Origin of the sequence: Pseudomonas sp. QS1027 (assembly GCF_002814235.1) — a bacterium.
Lineage (GTDB): Bacteria > Pseudomonadota > Gammaproteobacteria > Pseudomonadales > Pseudomonadaceae > Aquipseudomonas.
This window is the reverse complement of sequence record NZ_PHSU01000011.1, coordinates 88,345-103,064: the sequence shown is the minus strand read 5'-3', so window position 1 is coordinate 103,064 and position 14,720 is coordinate 88,345. Positions and strand designations below refer to the sequence as shown.

At 63.5% G+C, this 14,720-nt stretch carries 17 protein-coding genes; 7 read left to right on the top strand and 10 right to left on the bottom strand.

Annotation, left to right across the window (positions count from 1 at the left end; all coding sequences use genetic code 11):
• The first annotated feature begins 1 nt into the window (after position 1).
• The 5 genes from CWE01_RS11205 to CWE01_RS11185 all read left to right on the top strand — a co-directional run bounded on the left by CWE01_RS11205 (position 2) and on the right by CWE01_RS11185 (position 3,136).
• On the top strand, positions 2-973 hold the full coding sequence (locus CWE01_RS11205; protein WP_100940595.1) for an acyltransferase family protein: 972 nt from the start codon (positions 2-4) through the stop codon (positions 971-973).
• 73 nt (positions 974-1,046) lie between these two features.
• Positions 1,047-1,283, top strand: a complete 237-nt coding sequence (locus CWE01_RS11200) for a glutaredoxin family protein (RefSeq protein WP_100940594.1) — start codon at positions 1,047-1,049, stop codon at positions 1,281-1,283.
• Positions 1,284-1,457: 174 nt separating this feature from the next.
• Complete coding sequence (locus CWE01_RS11195) at positions 1,458-1,658, top strand: hypothetical protein (protein ID WP_100940593.1); 201 nt, start codon at positions 1,458-1,460, stop codon at positions 1,656-1,658.
• Between the two features lie 150 nt (positions 1,659-1,808).
• A complete protein-coding gene (locus CWE01_RS11190; protein ID WP_100940592.1) occupies positions 1,809-2,141 on the top strand; it encodes a transcriptional regulator in 333 nt (110 codons plus the stop codon).
• A gap of 104 nt (positions 2,142-2,245) precedes the next feature.
• Entirely contained in the window at positions 2,246-3,136 is an 891-nt protein-coding gene (locus CWE01_RS11185; protein ID WP_100940591.1) for a pseudouridine synthase, read from the top strand.
• Between the two features lie 12 nt (positions 3,137-3,148).
• Here the strand turns inward: CWE01_RS11185 and CWE01_RS11180 are convergent, their stop codons facing one another.
• From CWE01_RS11180 to mobA, 3 genes are all read right to left on the bottom strand, one after another.
• On the bottom strand, positions 3,149-3,604 hold the full coding sequence (locus tag CWE01_RS11180) for a type II 3-dehydroquinate dehydratase (protein WP_177145163.1): 456 nt from the start codon (positions 3,602-3,604) through the stop codon (positions 3,149-3,151).
• Positions 3,605-3,753: 149 nt separating this feature from the next.
• Positions 3,754-3,975 carry a YgdI/YgdR family lipoprotein gene (locus CWE01_RS11175; RefSeq protein ID WP_100940589.1) on the bottom strand — a complete coding sequence of 74 codons (222 nt, stop codon included), beginning with the start codon at positions 3,973-3,975 and terminating at the stop codon, positions 3,754-3,756.
• A gap of 98 nt (positions 3,976-4,073) precedes the next feature.
• Complete coding sequence (mobA, locus tag CWE01_RS11170; protein ID WP_100940588.1) at positions 4,074-4,685, bottom strand: molybdenum cofactor guanylyltransferase MobA; 612 nt, start codon at positions 4,683-4,685, stop codon at positions 4,074-4,076.
• Between the two features lie 83 nt (positions 4,686-4,768).
• Between mobA and moaB the strand changes: the two genes are divergently transcribed.
• Together moaB and glp are read left to right on the top strand one after the other, a co-directional pair.
• Positions 4,769-5,308: a molybdenum cofactor biosynthesis protein B gene (gene moaB, locus CWE01_RS11165; protein WP_100940587.1), complete on the top strand. Its 540-nt coding sequence runs from the start codon at positions 4,769-4,771 to the stop codon at positions 5,306-5,308.
• A gap of 22 nt (positions 5,309-5,330) precedes the next feature.
• Positions 5,331-6,518 (top strand): gephyrin-like molybdotransferase Glp, encoded by a 1,188-nt coding sequence (glp, locus tag CWE01_RS11160; protein ID WP_177410472.1) that lies wholly within the window; start codon positions 5,331-5,333, stop codon positions 6,516-6,518.
• Positions 6,519-6,683: 165 nt separating this feature from the next.
• Here the strand turns inward: glp and fnr are convergent, their stop codons facing one another.
• The 7 genes from fnr to ccoG all read right to left on the bottom strand — a co-directional run bounded on the left by fnr (position 6,684) and on the right by ccoG (position 14,528).
• Positions 6,684-7,418 (bottom strand): fumarate/nitrate reduction transcriptional regulator Fnr, encoded by a 735-nt coding sequence (gene fnr, locus CWE01_RS11155; RefSeq protein ID WP_100940585.1) that lies wholly within the window; start codon positions 7,416-7,418, stop codon positions 6,684-6,686.
• A gap of 193 nt (positions 7,419-7,611) precedes the next feature.
• A complete protein-coding gene (hemN, locus tag CWE01_RS11150) occupies positions 7,612-8,994 on the bottom strand; it encodes an oxygen-independent coproporphyrinogen III oxidase (RefSeq protein WP_100940584.1) in 1,383 nt (460 codons plus the stop codon).
• 82 nt (positions 8,995-9,076) lie between these two features.
• Entirely contained in the window at positions 9,077-9,760 is a 684-nt protein-coding gene (locus CWE01_RS11145) for a sulfite exporter TauE/SafE family protein (protein ID WP_100940583.1), read from the bottom strand.
• On the bottom strand, positions 9,753-9,968 hold the full coding sequence (gene ccoS, locus CWE01_RS11140) for a cbb3-type cytochrome oxidase assembly protein CcoS (protein ID WP_100940582.1): 216 nt from the start codon (positions 9,966-9,968) through the stop codon (positions 9,753-9,755). The genes CWE01_RS11145 and ccoS overlap by 8 nt, the downstream gene beginning before the upstream one ends.
• A 22-nt stretch (positions 9,969-9,990) precedes the next feature.
• Entirely contained in the window at positions 9,991-12,441 is a 2,451-nt protein-coding gene (locus CWE01_RS11135; RefSeq protein ID WP_100940581.1) for a heavy metal translocating P-type ATPase, read from the bottom strand.
• Between the two features lie 120 nt (positions 12,442-12,561).
• On the bottom strand, positions 12,562-13,101 hold the full coding sequence (locus CWE01_RS11130) for a FixH family protein (protein ID WP_100940580.1): 540 nt from the start codon (positions 13,099-13,101) through the stop codon (positions 12,562-12,564).
• Positions 13,102-13,112: 11 nt separating this feature from the next.
• The gene (gene ccoG, locus CWE01_RS11125; RefSeq protein ID WP_100940962.1) at positions 13,113-14,528 is read right to left on the bottom strand and encodes a cytochrome c oxidase accessory protein CcoG; all 1,416 of its coding nucleotides are present in this window, start codon (positions 14,526-14,528) and stop codon (positions 13,113-13,115) included.
• Positions 14,529-14,720 lie beyond the last annotated feature (192 nt).

Sequence of the window (14,720 nt, the reverse complement as noted above, 5' to 3'; positions counted from 1 at the left end):
AATGCCTAAAGTCCTTAACGGCAATCTGGATGCCTTGAAAGTCCTGCTGGCGATATTTGTCGTGGTGCTGCATTGCCATTTCATGGGCGGCAACTACACTGCGGTGGGTTACTTGCTGTGCAATGGCTTGTTCCGCGTGGCGGTGCCGACCTTTTTTGTCATCAATGGTTATTACCTGTGGCAGACCCTCGCCTCCGGGCACTCGTTTGCACTCTGGTTCAAGCGCGGCCTGCAGTTGTATCTGCTCTGGATGCTGGTCTACAGCCCGATCTATGTGAGCTTCGCCGACCTGGGCAGTGTCGGCGGCGTGCTGGGAATATTGAAGCAGTTCGTGATCGGTTACTTCCACCTCTGGTACCTGGTTGGCATGCTCGGTGGCGGCCTGATCCTCTACCTGTTGCGCAAGCGACCCACGGGCCTGCTGCTGGCGCTGGCGTCGAGTGCCTTTGTGGTCGGCCTGGTGCTGCAATATTCCCGGGTCTATTTCGAGCTGCCCAACGCCTTTCTCCAGCATTTCAACCAGAACGACTACACCGCGCGGAATTTCCTGTTCATGGGCTTTCCGTTCATGGCGCTGGGGTTTCTCCTGGCCCGTCACGGAGTGCCGGAACGGGCTACCCGGGGAAAGGTCTGCCTGGCATTGGCGCTCGGCCTGGCCCTGCTGTTTGGCGAAGCCTGGCTGAATTACTCGCATCAGGCCGATGCCCGGCAGAACTTCGATTTCCTGGCATCGTTGCCGCTGGTCACGTCGGCGTTGTTCCTGTTGCCGTTCGTGTTTTTCCGCGCCTCCAGCAGCAACCTCAAGGCCAAGCTGTCCTCCGCGCTCTACTATGTGCACCCGTTGTTCCTCTACGGGGCGTTGTCGGCGGGACTGGCGTACGGCAATACCCTGACCGCGGTGGTGCTGCTCCTGGCTTTAGTCGTCGCGCCGTTGCTGATCCTCGTCAGCCGGCGTGTGCGCTTCCTGCTCTGAAGGCCGTTTCGTCGCTCGACTGACCCGGATGGCGGACCTAGAATAAGTCTTCATCTTGTCCCGGACCCTTGCCATGCTTCCTGAATGCCAGCTGTTCGGCACCCTGGGTTGCCACCTCTGTGAAGTCGCCGAAGCCCTGCTGATGCCGCTGGTCGATCACGGCCTGCTGGTGGAACTGGTGGATATCGCCGACAGCGAAGCCCTGTTCGATGCCTATGGCTTGCGTATCCCGGTCCTGCGCCGGGTGGACACGGGGGCCGAGCTGGAATGGCCCTTCGAGGTCGAGCAGGTCGTGACCTTTCTGCTCTGACTTTCTTCCCCGCCTGAACGGGCGCTTTTGACCCCTCGAACGCTGGCCGCGGCACTGCGGCCGGCCCTTCTGTTTCATCAAATTACCTGTGGTTGCGCTGGAAAAACGACTGTGCTTACGTCGCTGCATGACGTTTGAGGCAGCACGTTCCAGTGGTGCCAGGGAGGAAATGAAATGAAAGGGAGGTCCATTCTGCTGGTCAACCAACTGGGCGGTCGCAAGTTCCTGGCCACCGTGGTGGTTGGCGTAAGCACCGCGGCGTTGACCTGGTATGGAAAGATCGATGGTGGGACCTACGCCATGGTGATCCTCGGCACGGTGGGCTCGTTCATCGGCGGCAACGTCTATGGGAAAGTCCATCCCAGGGAATCATGAAGGCTGCCGGCCGGCGGCAATCGGTTGGCGGGTCATCAAAAAATCAGTTACTGTATGTTTATACAGTTTTCGTTCCGGTGTTGGGACAGGATGCCCACCCTGACGTGCGCACCCGGGAACGGAATCCAGAGAGATAAAGAGGGTTAAAGCATGCTCAATGTCGAACAATTGAAATCCAGCGTGAACCGCATGTCCGCTGATGTGGTGCGTGAGGCGGTACTCGAGTTGCGCCTGGACGGGCTGGTAACGGAAGGCAAGACACCGTTCAACAAGTTGCATTTCAACACCTGTTTCGCGGAAATCGAAGCGCTGTTCCAGCGCGCGGGTTATCACCGGCAACTGGATGTGGTGGGTTACCAGGGCTTGTTGTACGCCCTTTACGATCCGGGGCGCTGGGAGGCGGTGGATGTGTTGCGCTGGCTGAAGGACTACACCGAGGCGGCGGGTGCAAAGCTGCTGGGCAGCAAGATCGCCTCGGGCTGAGGCGCGGGCAGGGCGGCGGGCGCCTGGATTGTGTTAGCGCGAGCCTAGGTTCTGCCGGGGTCTTGCGGGATAATGCCGGCTTGCCCAGCCGTTCGAGTCCTGTCATGTCTGCCTTGCCCTTCAATGCCGCCGAGCACCAGGCCAGCACCTTGTACCTGCCACCCGGTTCGTGGGCCACGGTGCTGGACTGTCTGTGTGAACACTTCAAGGCGATCAGCCGCGAGCAATGGCTCGATCGCATTGCCCGTGGCCGGGTGCTGGACGCCGGGGGCGTGGCCATCAGCGCGCAGTTGCCTTACCGCGAAGGCTTGCGCATTCACTACTTCCGCGAGGTGCCGAACGAGACGCCGATTCCGGTGAGCGAGACGATTCTCTACGCCGATGAACACCTGGTGGTGGCGGACAAGCCGCATTTCCTGCCGGTCACACCGGCCGGCGAATATGTCGAGCAAACCTTGTTGCGACGCCTTATCCACCGTCTGGACAATCCGAACCTGGTGCCGTTGCACCGGATCGACCGGCACACCGCCGGCCTGGTGTTGTTTTCGGCCAATCCCGCGAGCCGCTCGGCCTATCAGTCGCTGTTTCCCACCCGGCAGATTGAAAAACGCTACGAGGCGATTGCCCGGGCCTTGCCGAACCTGTCGTTCCCGTTGGTGCACAAAAGCCGCCTGGTGGAAGGCGAACCATTTTTCCGCATGCGCGAAGGGACCGGTACCAGCAATACCGAAACCGCTGTCGAGGTGGCTGAGAAAAATGGCGATTTGTGGCGCTACGGGCTGTATCCGGTGACGGGCAAGAAGCATCAGTTACGGGTGCACATGGCGGCACTGGGCGCGGGTATCTGCAATGACCCGTTTTATCCACAGGTGCTCAAGGATGCCGTGGATGACTACGCCAACCCACTCAAGCTGTTGGCCCAGGGCTTGCGCTTCCTTGATCCGATCAGCGGCCAGGAGCGCTGCTTCGAGAGCGAGATCGTCCTGCACTGGTGATGCTGGCGGCCGTCAATGAACGGCCTGGGCCTGGGCCTGTGCCGCGCTCACCGCGGCCCGCAGGCCGAGCAGGTAGCTGTCGACGCCAAAACCACAGATCTGGCCCCGGGCCACTTCGGCCAGCACCGACGGCTGGTGCAAGGGTTCGTTGCGATTGATATTGGCCATGTGCAACTCGATCACCGGGACCGACAAGTGCGCCAGCGCGTCGCGAATATCGTAGCTGCTGTGGGCCCAGGCACCGGCATTGATCAGCACCGCGTCGACCTGTTCGCGGGCGCCTTGGCGGATACGGATGCACATCGCCCCCTCGCTGTTGGTCTGGAAACTGGTGACATCCACGTCCAGCTCCCGGGCCAGGGTGCGCAGGCGCGCGTCGATCTGTTCCAGGGTGATGCCCGCATGGCGTATCGGCTCGCACTTGCCGAACAGATGGTGATTAAGGCCGTGCAGCATCAGGACTTTCATGATTCAGCTACCGGAAGAGGAATGAACCCGGGTGGGGGGATTCTCATAGAATAGGCCGTACCCGAGGGTTATGCCTGCACGTCGTCGCCGTCGGGCAAAAACGACAGAGCCCGCGCAAGGCGGGCTCTGTGTTGCAAGTGCCAGAGGGCTTACAGCTCCTTGACGGTACGCACCTGGTCCTTGTTGATGCGGGTCTTTTTACCGTCCAGTTGCTTGAATTCGTAGAACCCTGAGTCCTCGTCGAATTTCGGGGTGTCCACCGCCTGGATTTCACGCCCGTCATTCAAGGTGATCACCGTCGGCGACGAGCAACCGGCGAGGCCGGCAAGGGCGGTTGTCAGCAGGAGTGCGGCAAGAGTCCGTTGCGTCATGGTACTTCTCCGGAAAAGGTATTTTTGAGGATAGCGTTGATTGATGTTCAGAGCTGATGGATTACAACACTGATTGATAGTTTCTGACGGATATAGGCTCAGCAAGTTCCTTGCGGGGGCTCATCAGATGAGCAATCCGCCGATTGCAGCAGCTGCGGGGTGTTCAGATTGGCCAAGCGGGGATCATCCGACGGGCACTGCAGGGCCTGGGCCTGCAGTTGCAGCATGACCTTGCGCGGGCTGCGTTCACCCAGGGCCCAGGCGCTTTCGAACACCCCGGCATGGGCCGTGGGGATCACGCACAACAGCGGTTCCCAATGTTCGCCCTGGCGCAGCATCAGCGGTCGGCTCGGATCGCGGCGCATGGCGTCGAGCATGGCCGTGAGCAAGGTGGCGTCGATCTGCGGTACATCGCAGGGCAGCACCAGCAGATGCCCGTGGCGAGCCGCCGCGAGGCCCGCGCGAATGCCGGCCAGCGGGCCGGGAAAGTCGTCGCTGTCGTCGTTCACCAGCCGGTCGGCATAGGCCGCGTAGCGCTCCGGGTTGCGGTTGCAGGAGATGATCAGGTCATCCGTGAGCGGTCGCGCCACGGCGTGCAGATGGGCGATCAGCGGTTGCCCGCGCCACTCCAGCAGGCCTTTGTCCTGGCCGCCCATGCGTTGGCCGCGACCGCCGGCCAGGAGCAGAATGGAAAGGTCGTTTACGGGCATAGGCAGTAGTCTCGACAGCAGCGATCAAAAGGGACGCTGTGATATAACACCGGGCTGTTCCTCCATACAACTGGACCGAGCCTATGAAAGCCAAGGCTGATACACCTTTCGTACCCCTGAACATCGCGGTCTTGACCGTCAGTGACACCCGTACCTTCGACACCGACACCTCGGGGCAGGTCTTCGTCGACCGCCTGACCGCCGCCGGACATCGTCTGGCCGAGCGAGTCTTGCTCAAGGACGACCTCTACCGGATTCGCGCGCAGGTCGCCACCTGGATTGCCGAAGACGTGGTCCAGGTCGTGCTGATCACCGGCGGCACCGGCTTTACCGGGCGCGACAGCACCCCGGAAGCCGTAGCCTGCCTGCTGGACAAACAGGTCGACGGCTTTGGCGAGCTGTTCCGGCAGATCTCCGTGGCGGATATCGGCACCTCCACCGTGCAGTCCCGGGCCCTGGCCGGCCTGGCCAACGGCACCCTGGTCTGCTGCCTGCCGGGTTCGACCAACGCGGTGCGTACCGGCTGGGACGGGATCCTCGCCGAGCAGCTGGATTCACGCCATCGTCCATGCAACTTCGTCCCCCATCTGAAACAGGCGGCGCCTTGTGAATCCCGTGGGTAAGCCGGGCAAGCTCGGTGCACTGATGCCGGTGGAAGTCGCCCTGGCCCGTCTGCTGGAACTGGCCGAGGCGGCGCCGATCCGTGAGGCGCAGCGCGTGCCGTTGGCGCAGGCCGACGGTCGGGTGCTGGCCGAGGACCTGATTTCCGGCCTCGACCTGCCGCCCTGGCCCAACAGCGCCATGGACGGTTACGCCCTGCGCCTGGCCGATTGGCACGGCGAGCCGCTGCCGGTCAGCCAGCGCATTTTTGCCGGGCAGGCTCCGGAACCTTTACAGCCGGGTACTTGCGCGCGGATCTTTACCGGCGCCCCGGTGCCGGCGGGCGCCGACTGCGTTGAAATGCAGGAAAATGCCGAAGTACTCGCCGATGGGCGGGTGCGCTTTATCGAAGCGCTGGTGGCTGAACAGAATATCCGGCCCCAGGGCCAGGAAACCACGGTGGGTGAAGTGATACTGACCGCCGGGACCCGCTTGGGGCCGATCGAGCAGGGCTTGGCGGCGTCCCTGGGCTGTGCCGAACTGAACGTGGTGCGGCGGGTGCGGGTGGCCGTGCTGTCCACCGGCGACGAGTTGATCGAACCGGGCCAGCCGCTGGGGCCGGGACAGATCTACAACAGCAACCGCGTGTTGCTGTGCAGCTGGTTGACGCGCCAGGGCTGCGAAGTGCTGGATGCCGGGATTTTGCCGGATGACCTGGATGCGACCCGCCAGCGTCTGACGCAGTTGGGCGATGTCGACCTGATCCTGTCCACGGGCGGGGTGTCGGTGGGCGAGGCCGATTTTCTCGGGATCGCCTTGCGTGAAGCGGGTGAGCTGGAGCTGTGGAAGCTGGCGATCAAACCGGGAAAACCCCTGACCTTCGGGCATTTTCGCGGGGTGCCGGTGATCGGCCTGCCGGGCAATCCGGCTTCGACCCTGGTCACCTTTGCGTTGCTGGCCCGGCCTTATCTGTTGCGCCGGCAAGGCGTTCAGGAGGTCCAGCCGTTGCAGTTCAAGGTGCCGGCCGGGTTTGTCTGGCCCAAGCCGGGCAATCGCCGCGAATACCTGCGCGGGCGTCTGGAAAACGGTCGGGCGATCATCTACCGCAACCAGAGCTCCGGCGTGCTGCGTAGTGCGGCGTGGGCCGAGGGGTTGGTCGAGGTCTTGGAGGAGAGCACCCTGGTGGAAGGTGATTGGGTGAACTTTATCCCACTGAGTGAAGTGCTGGGCTAGCCGACGGCATTTCACGGTGAAACACCGTACCTGTAGGAGCCGGCTTGCTGGCGATGCGATCTGACAGCCGACATCGTTGTCGTCTGGAGAATCGCTATCGCCAGCAAGCCGGCTCCTACAATGGACCGCGTTGACCGTGACGAGACGGTCTCCACAAAGGTCGGATCAGCCCTCCAGCGACCCACCCGCCAGCGCACAGAGCTGGATCGGGTCGAGGATATGCACTTCCTTGCCTTCGGCGGCGATCAACTCGTTGGTCTGAAAGCGGGTAAAGACCCGCGAGACGGTTTCCACCGCCAGCCCCAGGTAATTGCCGATCTCGTTGCGCGACATGCTCAGGCGGAACTGGTTGGCCGAGAAACCCCGGGCGCGGAAGCGCGCCGAGAGGTTGACCAGGAAAGTCGCGATGCGCTCGTCGGCGGTCTTTTTCGACAGCAGCAACATCATTTGCTGGTCGTCACGGATTTCCCGGCTCATCACCCGCATCAACTGCCGGCGCAGTTGCGGCAGTTGCAGGGCCAGTTCGTCCAGGCGCTCGAAGGGAATCTCACACACCGAGGTGGTTTCCAGTGCCTGGGCCGAAACCGGATAGGTCTCGGTGTCCATGCCCGACAGGCCGACCAGTTCGCTCGGCAAATGAAAGCCGGTGATCTGTTCTTCGCCGCCGTCGCTCAGGCTGAAGGTCTTCAGCGCCCCGGAGCGCACGGCATAGACCGAGCCGAACGTGTCGCCCTGACGAAACAGGAACTCGCCTTTCTTCAGTGGTCGGCCACGCTTGACGATTTCGTCCAGCGCATCCATGTCCTCCAGGTTCAGCGAAAGTGGCAGGCAGAGAGGGGCCAGGCTGCAATCCTTGCAATGGGCCTGACTGTGGGTGCGCAATTTCACGGGGTCGGACATTTCTTAAATCCTTGTGGGAAAACACACATAAGACGTAAGGGTAACCCAGCAAGGGTCACTCGGGCCAGCCTGCGCCAAAATGGCGCACCCGTGCCGTGGGCGATCGCCGTCCTCTCACTCGGATCCTGGCTTGGGTTTGCCTGAATCGCACTGTGCGATTCCGGCACCTGGCCACGGCAAACCAGTCGCCCCTTCAGATCACTCGCGAAAAACGCTGGCGGTTCTGCTGTTCCAGATACGCATCGAAAACCATGCACACCGAACGGACCAGCAAGCGTCCGGCCGGCAGGACCGTGAGTCGCTGGCTGTCGAGCTCGATCAGGCCGTCCGTGGCCATTTCCGTCAGGCGTGGCCAGAGCGCGGCGAAATAACCGCCGAAGTCGATATTGAACTGGCCCTCGATATCGGCGAATTCCAGGCTGAAGTTGCAGATGATCTGTTGGATCACCGCCCGGCGCAGACGGTCGTCGGCGTTGCACAGCAAGCCGCGGCTGGTGGCCAGTTGTGCACTGGCGAGGGTGTTCTGGTACTGGTTCAGGTCGCTGCTGTTCTGGCAGTAGAGGTCGCCGATCTGGCTGATGGCCGAGACGCCGAGGCCGATCAGGTCGCAATGGCCGTGGGTGGTGTAGCCCTGGAAATTGCGTTGCAGGGTCGACTCTTCCTGGGCAATCGCCAGCTCGTCGTCGGGCAGGGCGAAGTGGTCCATGCCGATATAGCGGTAGCCGGCGGCGGTGAGCTGCTCGATGGTGCGGTGGAGCATTTCCAGCTTGTCGGCCGGCGCCGGCAGTTCGTTGCCGTCGATCCGTCGTTGCGGCATGAAGCGCTCGGGCAGGTGCGCGTAGTTGAACACCGACAGGCGATCGGGTTGCAGGTTGATCACCTCGTCGACGGTGCGGGCGAAGTGTTCCGGGGTTTGCCGGGGCAGGCCGTAGATCAGATCGATATTGATCGAACGAAACTGCAGGGTTCGCGCCGCCTCGATGATCGCCCGGGTTTCCTCCAGGCTTTGCAGGCGATTGACCGCCCGTTGCACATTCGGGTCGAGGTCCTGCAGACCGATGCTGACCCGGTTGAAGCCCAGTTCACGGAGCAGGCCCATGGTCGACCAGTCGGCTTCCCGTGGGTCGATCTCGATGCCGTAGTCGCCGGAGTCGTCGTCCAGCAGGTTGAAGTGCTGGCGCAGGCAGGTCATCAGCTGGCGCAGTTCGTCGTGACTGAGAAAGGTCGGGGTGCCGCCGCCCAGGTGCAGTTGCTCGACTTTCTGTGCCGGGTTCAGGTGGCAGGCGACCAGCTGGATTTCCTGCTCCAGGCGTTGCAGGTAGGGCAGGGCGCGGCCGCGGTCCTTGGTGATGACCTTGTTGCAGGCGCAGTAGTAGCAGATGTTCGCGCAGAACGGCACGTGCACATACAGCGATAACGGTCGCAGGGCCTTGCGGCTGTCGCGCAGGGCGTGGAGCAGGTCGAAGGTGCCGACCTGGCTGTTGAATTGTACGGCCGTGGGATAGGAGGTGTAGCGCGGTCCCGCGAGGTCGTAGCGGTGGATCAGATCTGAGTCCCAACGAATGGCGTCGAGCATGCGGGCGTTCCCCCGGATTGGCTGCAATATCCGGAGTCTAGGGGCTGCGCCAGTGGGGCATCTTGACCTGTATCAACGGCCGTTAATGCCCCATCAACCAGTGTTGATGAGGGCCGGGCAAGGTCCACAGGCCGAACAGGATCACCAGCAGGCCGCCGCTCATGCGCACGCTGCGTTTGCGCAGCACGGCCGTGACCCGTTCCGCCGCCAGCCCGGTGGCCAGCAGCACCGGCCAGGTGCCCAAGCCGAAGGCCAGCATCAACAGCGCACTGTCGACGGCATTGCCCTGGCTCGCCGCCCAGAGCAGGGTGCTGTAGACCAGCCCGCACGGCAGCCAGCCCCAGAGCGCACCCAGCAGCAGGGCGCGGGGCAGGCTCGACACCGGTAGCAGGCGGTTGGCCAGTGGCTGGATATGCCGCCACAGGCCGCGTCCGAGGCTTTCGATGCGGGTCAGGCCGCTCCACCAGCCAGCCAGGTACAGGCCCATGCTGATCAACAGCAAGCCGGCGATCACCCGCAGAAACAGCGCCGCCGGGCTACTGGCCACGGCCCAGCCGGCCAGGCCGATGAGCAGGCCGGCGCTGGCATAGCTGAGAATCCGTCCGAGGTTGTAGGCCAGCAGCAGGCGAAAGCGCCGGCTGCGTTGCTCCGGGGGAATCGCCAGGGTCAGGGCGCCCATCAGGCCGCCGCACATGCCCAGGCAATGACCGCCGCCGAGCAGGCCGAGAATCAGCGCCGAAACCAGCAGGGGCGCCAGTTCAAGCATGGGGTGGAGCCTTGTCGTGCTTGTCCGGCGTGGCTTTGGTTTCTTCGACGGCGGCGGTGTGCTTCGGGTCCTGGTCGTCGAACAGGATGCTGTGGGCCGGGCCTTCGAGGTCGTCGTACTGGCCGCTGTCCACGGCCCAGAAGAAGATGTAGACAGCGATAGCCACGATCAGCAGCGCGGCGGGGATCATCACGTAGAGAGCTGGCATCGAAACTCCATGCCCGCGCGGCTCAGGCCGGCAACGGGCGGATATCTGGCGTGGCTGTGAGTGTCGGCGCGCCGGGCAGGCGGGTTAGACGCAAGGCATTGAGTACCACGGTTAGGGAACTGATGGACATGCCAATCGCGGCCCACACCGGGGTGATCCAGCCGAGGGCGGCGAACGGCAACATCAGGCCATTGTACAGGCTGGCCCAGACCAGGTTCTCGATGATGATCCGCCGGGTCCGCCGGGCCAGGCTGATGGCTTGCACCAGGGCGCCCAGGCGATTGGACAGCAGCACCGCGTCGGCGCTGGTCTTGGCCAGGTCGGTGGCCGTGCCCATGGCGACGCTGATATCGGCGGCGGCCAGGACCGGGACGTCATTCACGCCGTCACCGAGCATCAGCACTTTGCGGCCCTGGCGATGCAGGTCGCGCAGCACCTGCAACTTGTCGTCCGGGCGCAGGCCGCCACGGGCTTCATCGATGCCCAGTTCGGCGGCGACGCTGGCGACCATCGGCGAGCTGTCGCCGGACAACAGCAGCGTGCGCCAGCCGCGCGCCCGGCAGGCTGCCAGCAGCGCCGGGGCGTCGTCACGCAGGCGGTCGTCGAGGACAAACCAGGCCAGTGGCCCTTGGCTGTCGCCCAGCAGCAGCCATTGTCCGGCTTCGTCCGGCGTCGGCGGCAGCGGGCTGGCGCCGAGTTCGCAGACAAACGCCGCCTGGCCGATCCGCAGCAACTGTTCGCCGACCCGCCCTTCAAGGCCCAGGCCGGGTGTGCCGTGGACCTCCTCGGCGGCTTGCGGGGCACGGCCGAAGGCGCGGGCAATCGGGTGTTCGGAGCGGTTTTCCAGGGCGGCGGCGAGGCCCAGGCAGTGGTCGCTGTCCAGCTCGCGCAACGGGCGGATGGAACGCAGGGTCAGGCGGCCTTCGGTGAGGGTGCCGGTCTTGTCGAAAATCACCGTGTCGATCTGGTTCAGGCCTTCGAGCACATGGCCCCGGGTCAGCAGCAGGCCAAGTTTGTGCAGGGTGCCGGTGGCGGCGGTCAGGGCGGTGGGGGTGGCCAGTGACAAGGCGCAGGGGCAGGTGGCGACCAGCATCGCCAGGACGATCCAGAACGCCCGGGTCGGGTCCAGTTGCCACCAGATCAGACCGATGACCGCCGCGGCGATCAGCGAGAACAGCAGGAACCACTGCGCGGCGCGGTCGGCGATCTGCGCCAGGCGCGGCTTTTCGCTCTGGGCACGGTCGAGCAGGCGGACGATGGCGGACAGGCGGGTGTCCTGGCCAAGGGCCAGGACCTCGACGGTCAACGCGCTCTCGACGTTCAGGGTGCCGGCGGTGACCGAATCGCCGGTTGCGCGCGGTTGTGGCAGGTACTCGCCGGTCAGCAGGGATTCGTCGATGCTCGACTGGCCATCGACAATCCGCCCGTCGGCTGGCAGCACGGCGCCGGGATGCACCAGCACCCGTTCACCCAGGCGCAGTTCACTGAGCAGGATGCGTTCGCTCTGGCCGTCGGCCCCCAGGCGCAGGCAGGACGCCGGCAGCAGGTTGACCAGTTGCGCGGTGGCGGCGGCGGTGCGTTCGCGGGCGCGGCGTTCCAGGTAGCGGCCGGCCAGCAGGAACAGGGCGAACATGCCCACGGCGTCGAAATAGAGCTCGCCGACCCCGGTGATGGCGGTCCAGATCCCGGCGCAGTAGGCGCTGCCGATGGCCAGCGAGACCGAGACATCCATGGTCAGGTGGCGGGTGCGCAGGTCGCGAAAGGCACCGCGAAAGAACGGTGCGCAGCTGTAGAAGACGATGGGCGTGGTCAGGAACAACGCGACCCAGCGCAGGATGGTGTGCAGTTCCGGGCTGAGGTCGATATTGAATTCCGGCCAGGTCGCCATGGTCGCCATCATCGCCTGGAACCACAGCAGGCCGGCCAGGCCCAGTTGGCGCAGGGATTTGCGGTTTTCGCTGGCGAGCTGTTCGCTGGCCTGGTCGGCCTGATAGGGGTGCGCGGCATAGCCGATATGGCGCAGTTCACCGAGGATCTGGCTGAGCGGCAGTTGGCTGTCGGCCCAGCGCACTTGCAGGCGGTGATTGGACAGGTTCAGCCGCGCCTCGGCCACGGCGGGCAGGCCGAGCAGGTGTTTCTCGATCAGCCAGCCACAGGCGGCGCAACTGATGCCTTCCATCAACAGGGTGGCTTCGGCGAGTTCGCCGTCGTGGCGGACAAAGGGTTGCTGGACGTCGGCGCGGTCGTACAGCGCCAGTTCGTCCATCAGTTGCACGGGCAGGGTTTCGGGGTTGGCCGAGGTTTCGCTGCGATGGCTGTAATAGTGTTCCAGGCCACCGGCGACAATGGCCTGCGCCACCGCCTGGCAACCCGGGCAGCAGAACTCGCGGGGCTCGCCCAGGACGACAGCGGTGAAGCGACTGCCGGAAGGGACGGGCAGGGCGCAGTGGTAGCAGGGTGTGGGGGTTGTCATAGGCGCCATCGGTCACTGTAGGAGCCGGCTTGCTGGCGATAGCGATTTTCCAGGCGACAACGATGTCAGCTATCAGATCGCATCGCCAGCAAGCCGGCTCCTACAGAAGCGGGATCGTATTTATTTGCTCTGTTCTTCAGCGCCTTGCAGCGGCTCGTCGCCCAGCTTCAGGTCCTTGTCCTGGCTGATCTGCTCTTCTTCGAACATGCGCCAGGTCTTGTCACCCTCGACCCCCAGCAACTCGACGAAACGCCGGCCTTCGATCTTGTCGGCCAGTTGCCCTATATAGCGCCCCGGCTCGCTGGCACTGCGGTTCAGGATGACCTTGCGGTCCTTCTCCGGCTGGGTCGGCGAGATCAGGTTCAGCTCGACGCTGGCCGGTTGGCTGTTGCCCAGCAGGCGCAGGTCGACTTCCCCGGTGACCTCATCCAGATGCACGCTGGCATGCAGTTTCAGGTTCTGGGCCAGCAGTTCGCGGTCCAGGGAGCGGTTGATGCCCTTGCCTGCCTCGTAGTAGTTGTCGTTGACCAGGTTGTCCGGGTTCTTCACCGCAATGGTCACCATCGACAGGGTCAGGGTCACCGAACAGGCCATGATCCCGATCAGGATCCAGGGCCAGAGGTGCTTGTACCAGGGGCTTTCGGCAGTGGCTGCGGGCATCGTGTCTTTCCTTAACGGATTTGCGGGCCGATGAATCGGCTCTTGGCTTCAATATGAACGCTGTCGTCATCGGCATCGCGCAAGGTGAATTTCACCTCGTTGGTGCTCGACGGCAGTTGCTCGGGGGCGCTGGACAGTTCCATCGGCATGCTGAAGATCTCGCCGGCGGCCACATGGATTTCGCGCTTGCCCTGGAGTTTCAGGTCGGGCAGTCCGCTGGCATCGAGGACATAGGTATGGTCGCGCTGATCCTTGTTCATGATCTTCAGGCTGTAGACGTTTTCGATCCGCCCCTCGGCATTCTCGCGGTACAGCACGCGGTCCTTGCTGACGTCGAAGCCCACCAGCGAACGCATGAAGAACGCCGCCACCAGCAGGCCGATCATGGTCAGCAGTACCAGCGCGTAACCGATCAGGCGCGGCCGCAGTTTATGGGTTTTCTGCCCGGAGAGGTTGTGTTCGGTGGTGTAGCTGATCAGCCCGCGGGGGTACTGCATCTTGTCCATGATGCTGTCGCAGGCGTCGATGCAGGCCGCGCAACCGATGCACTCGATCTGCAGGCCGTCCCGGATGTCGATGCCGGTGGGGCAGACCTGCACGCACATCGTGCAGTCGATGCAGTCGCCCAGGCCCTCGGCCTTGTAGTCGGCGCCTTTCTTGCGCGGGCCACGCTCTTCGCCCCGGCGCGGGTCGTAGGAGACGATCAGGGTATCCTTGTCGAACATCACGCTCTGGAAGCGCGCATAGGGGCACATGTAGATGCACACCTGTTCGCGCAGCCAGCCGGCGTTGCCGTAGGTGGCGAGGGTGAAGAAGCCGACCCAGAAGTACGACCAGCCATCGGCCTCGCCGGTGAAGAAGCTGATGACCAGCTCGCGAATCGGCGAGAAGTAGCCGACAAAGGTCATGCCGGTGACAAAACCGATCAGCAGCCACAGGCTGTGCTTGGCGAATTTGCGCAGGAATTTGTTCGCGCCCATGGGCGCCTTGTCGAGCTTGATGCGCTGGTTGCGGTCGCCTTCGGTGACCTTTTCACACCACATGAAGATCCAGGTCCAGACACTTTGCGGGCAGGTATAGCCGCACCAGACCCGCCCGGCATAGACGGTGATGAAGAACAGGCCGAAGGCGGCGATGATCAGCAGGCCCGAGAGCAGGATGAAGTCCTGGGGCCAGAAGGTCGCGCCGAAGATGAAGAACTTGCGCTCCGGCAGGTTCCACCACACGGCCTGATGGCCGCCCCAGCTCAGCCACACGGTGCCGAAGTACAGCAGGAACAGCGCGGCACCGCCGGCCATGCGCAGGTTGCGGAACAGGCCGGTGAAGGCACGGGTGTAGATTTTCTCTCGCGAAGCGTAGAGGTCGACGGTTTCGGTGGCGTGTTTGGCAGGTGGCGTGACGTCGTGTAGCGGAATCTGGTTGCTCATCATTGCGTCCCACGGCTGGGGGAAATGCCTCGGTCAGTACGTGCCGACCGCGATCAGAAAGAGTAGTGCAATGGCGCAATGATACGCCCGTCCCTGCGGCCCAAGGGTGCGACCTTTGGTCGCGTTGGGTGAAAGCTCCGAATGGTGTAGCAGATGTAACAAGGCATGACGCAGATCAATTGACTATAGATG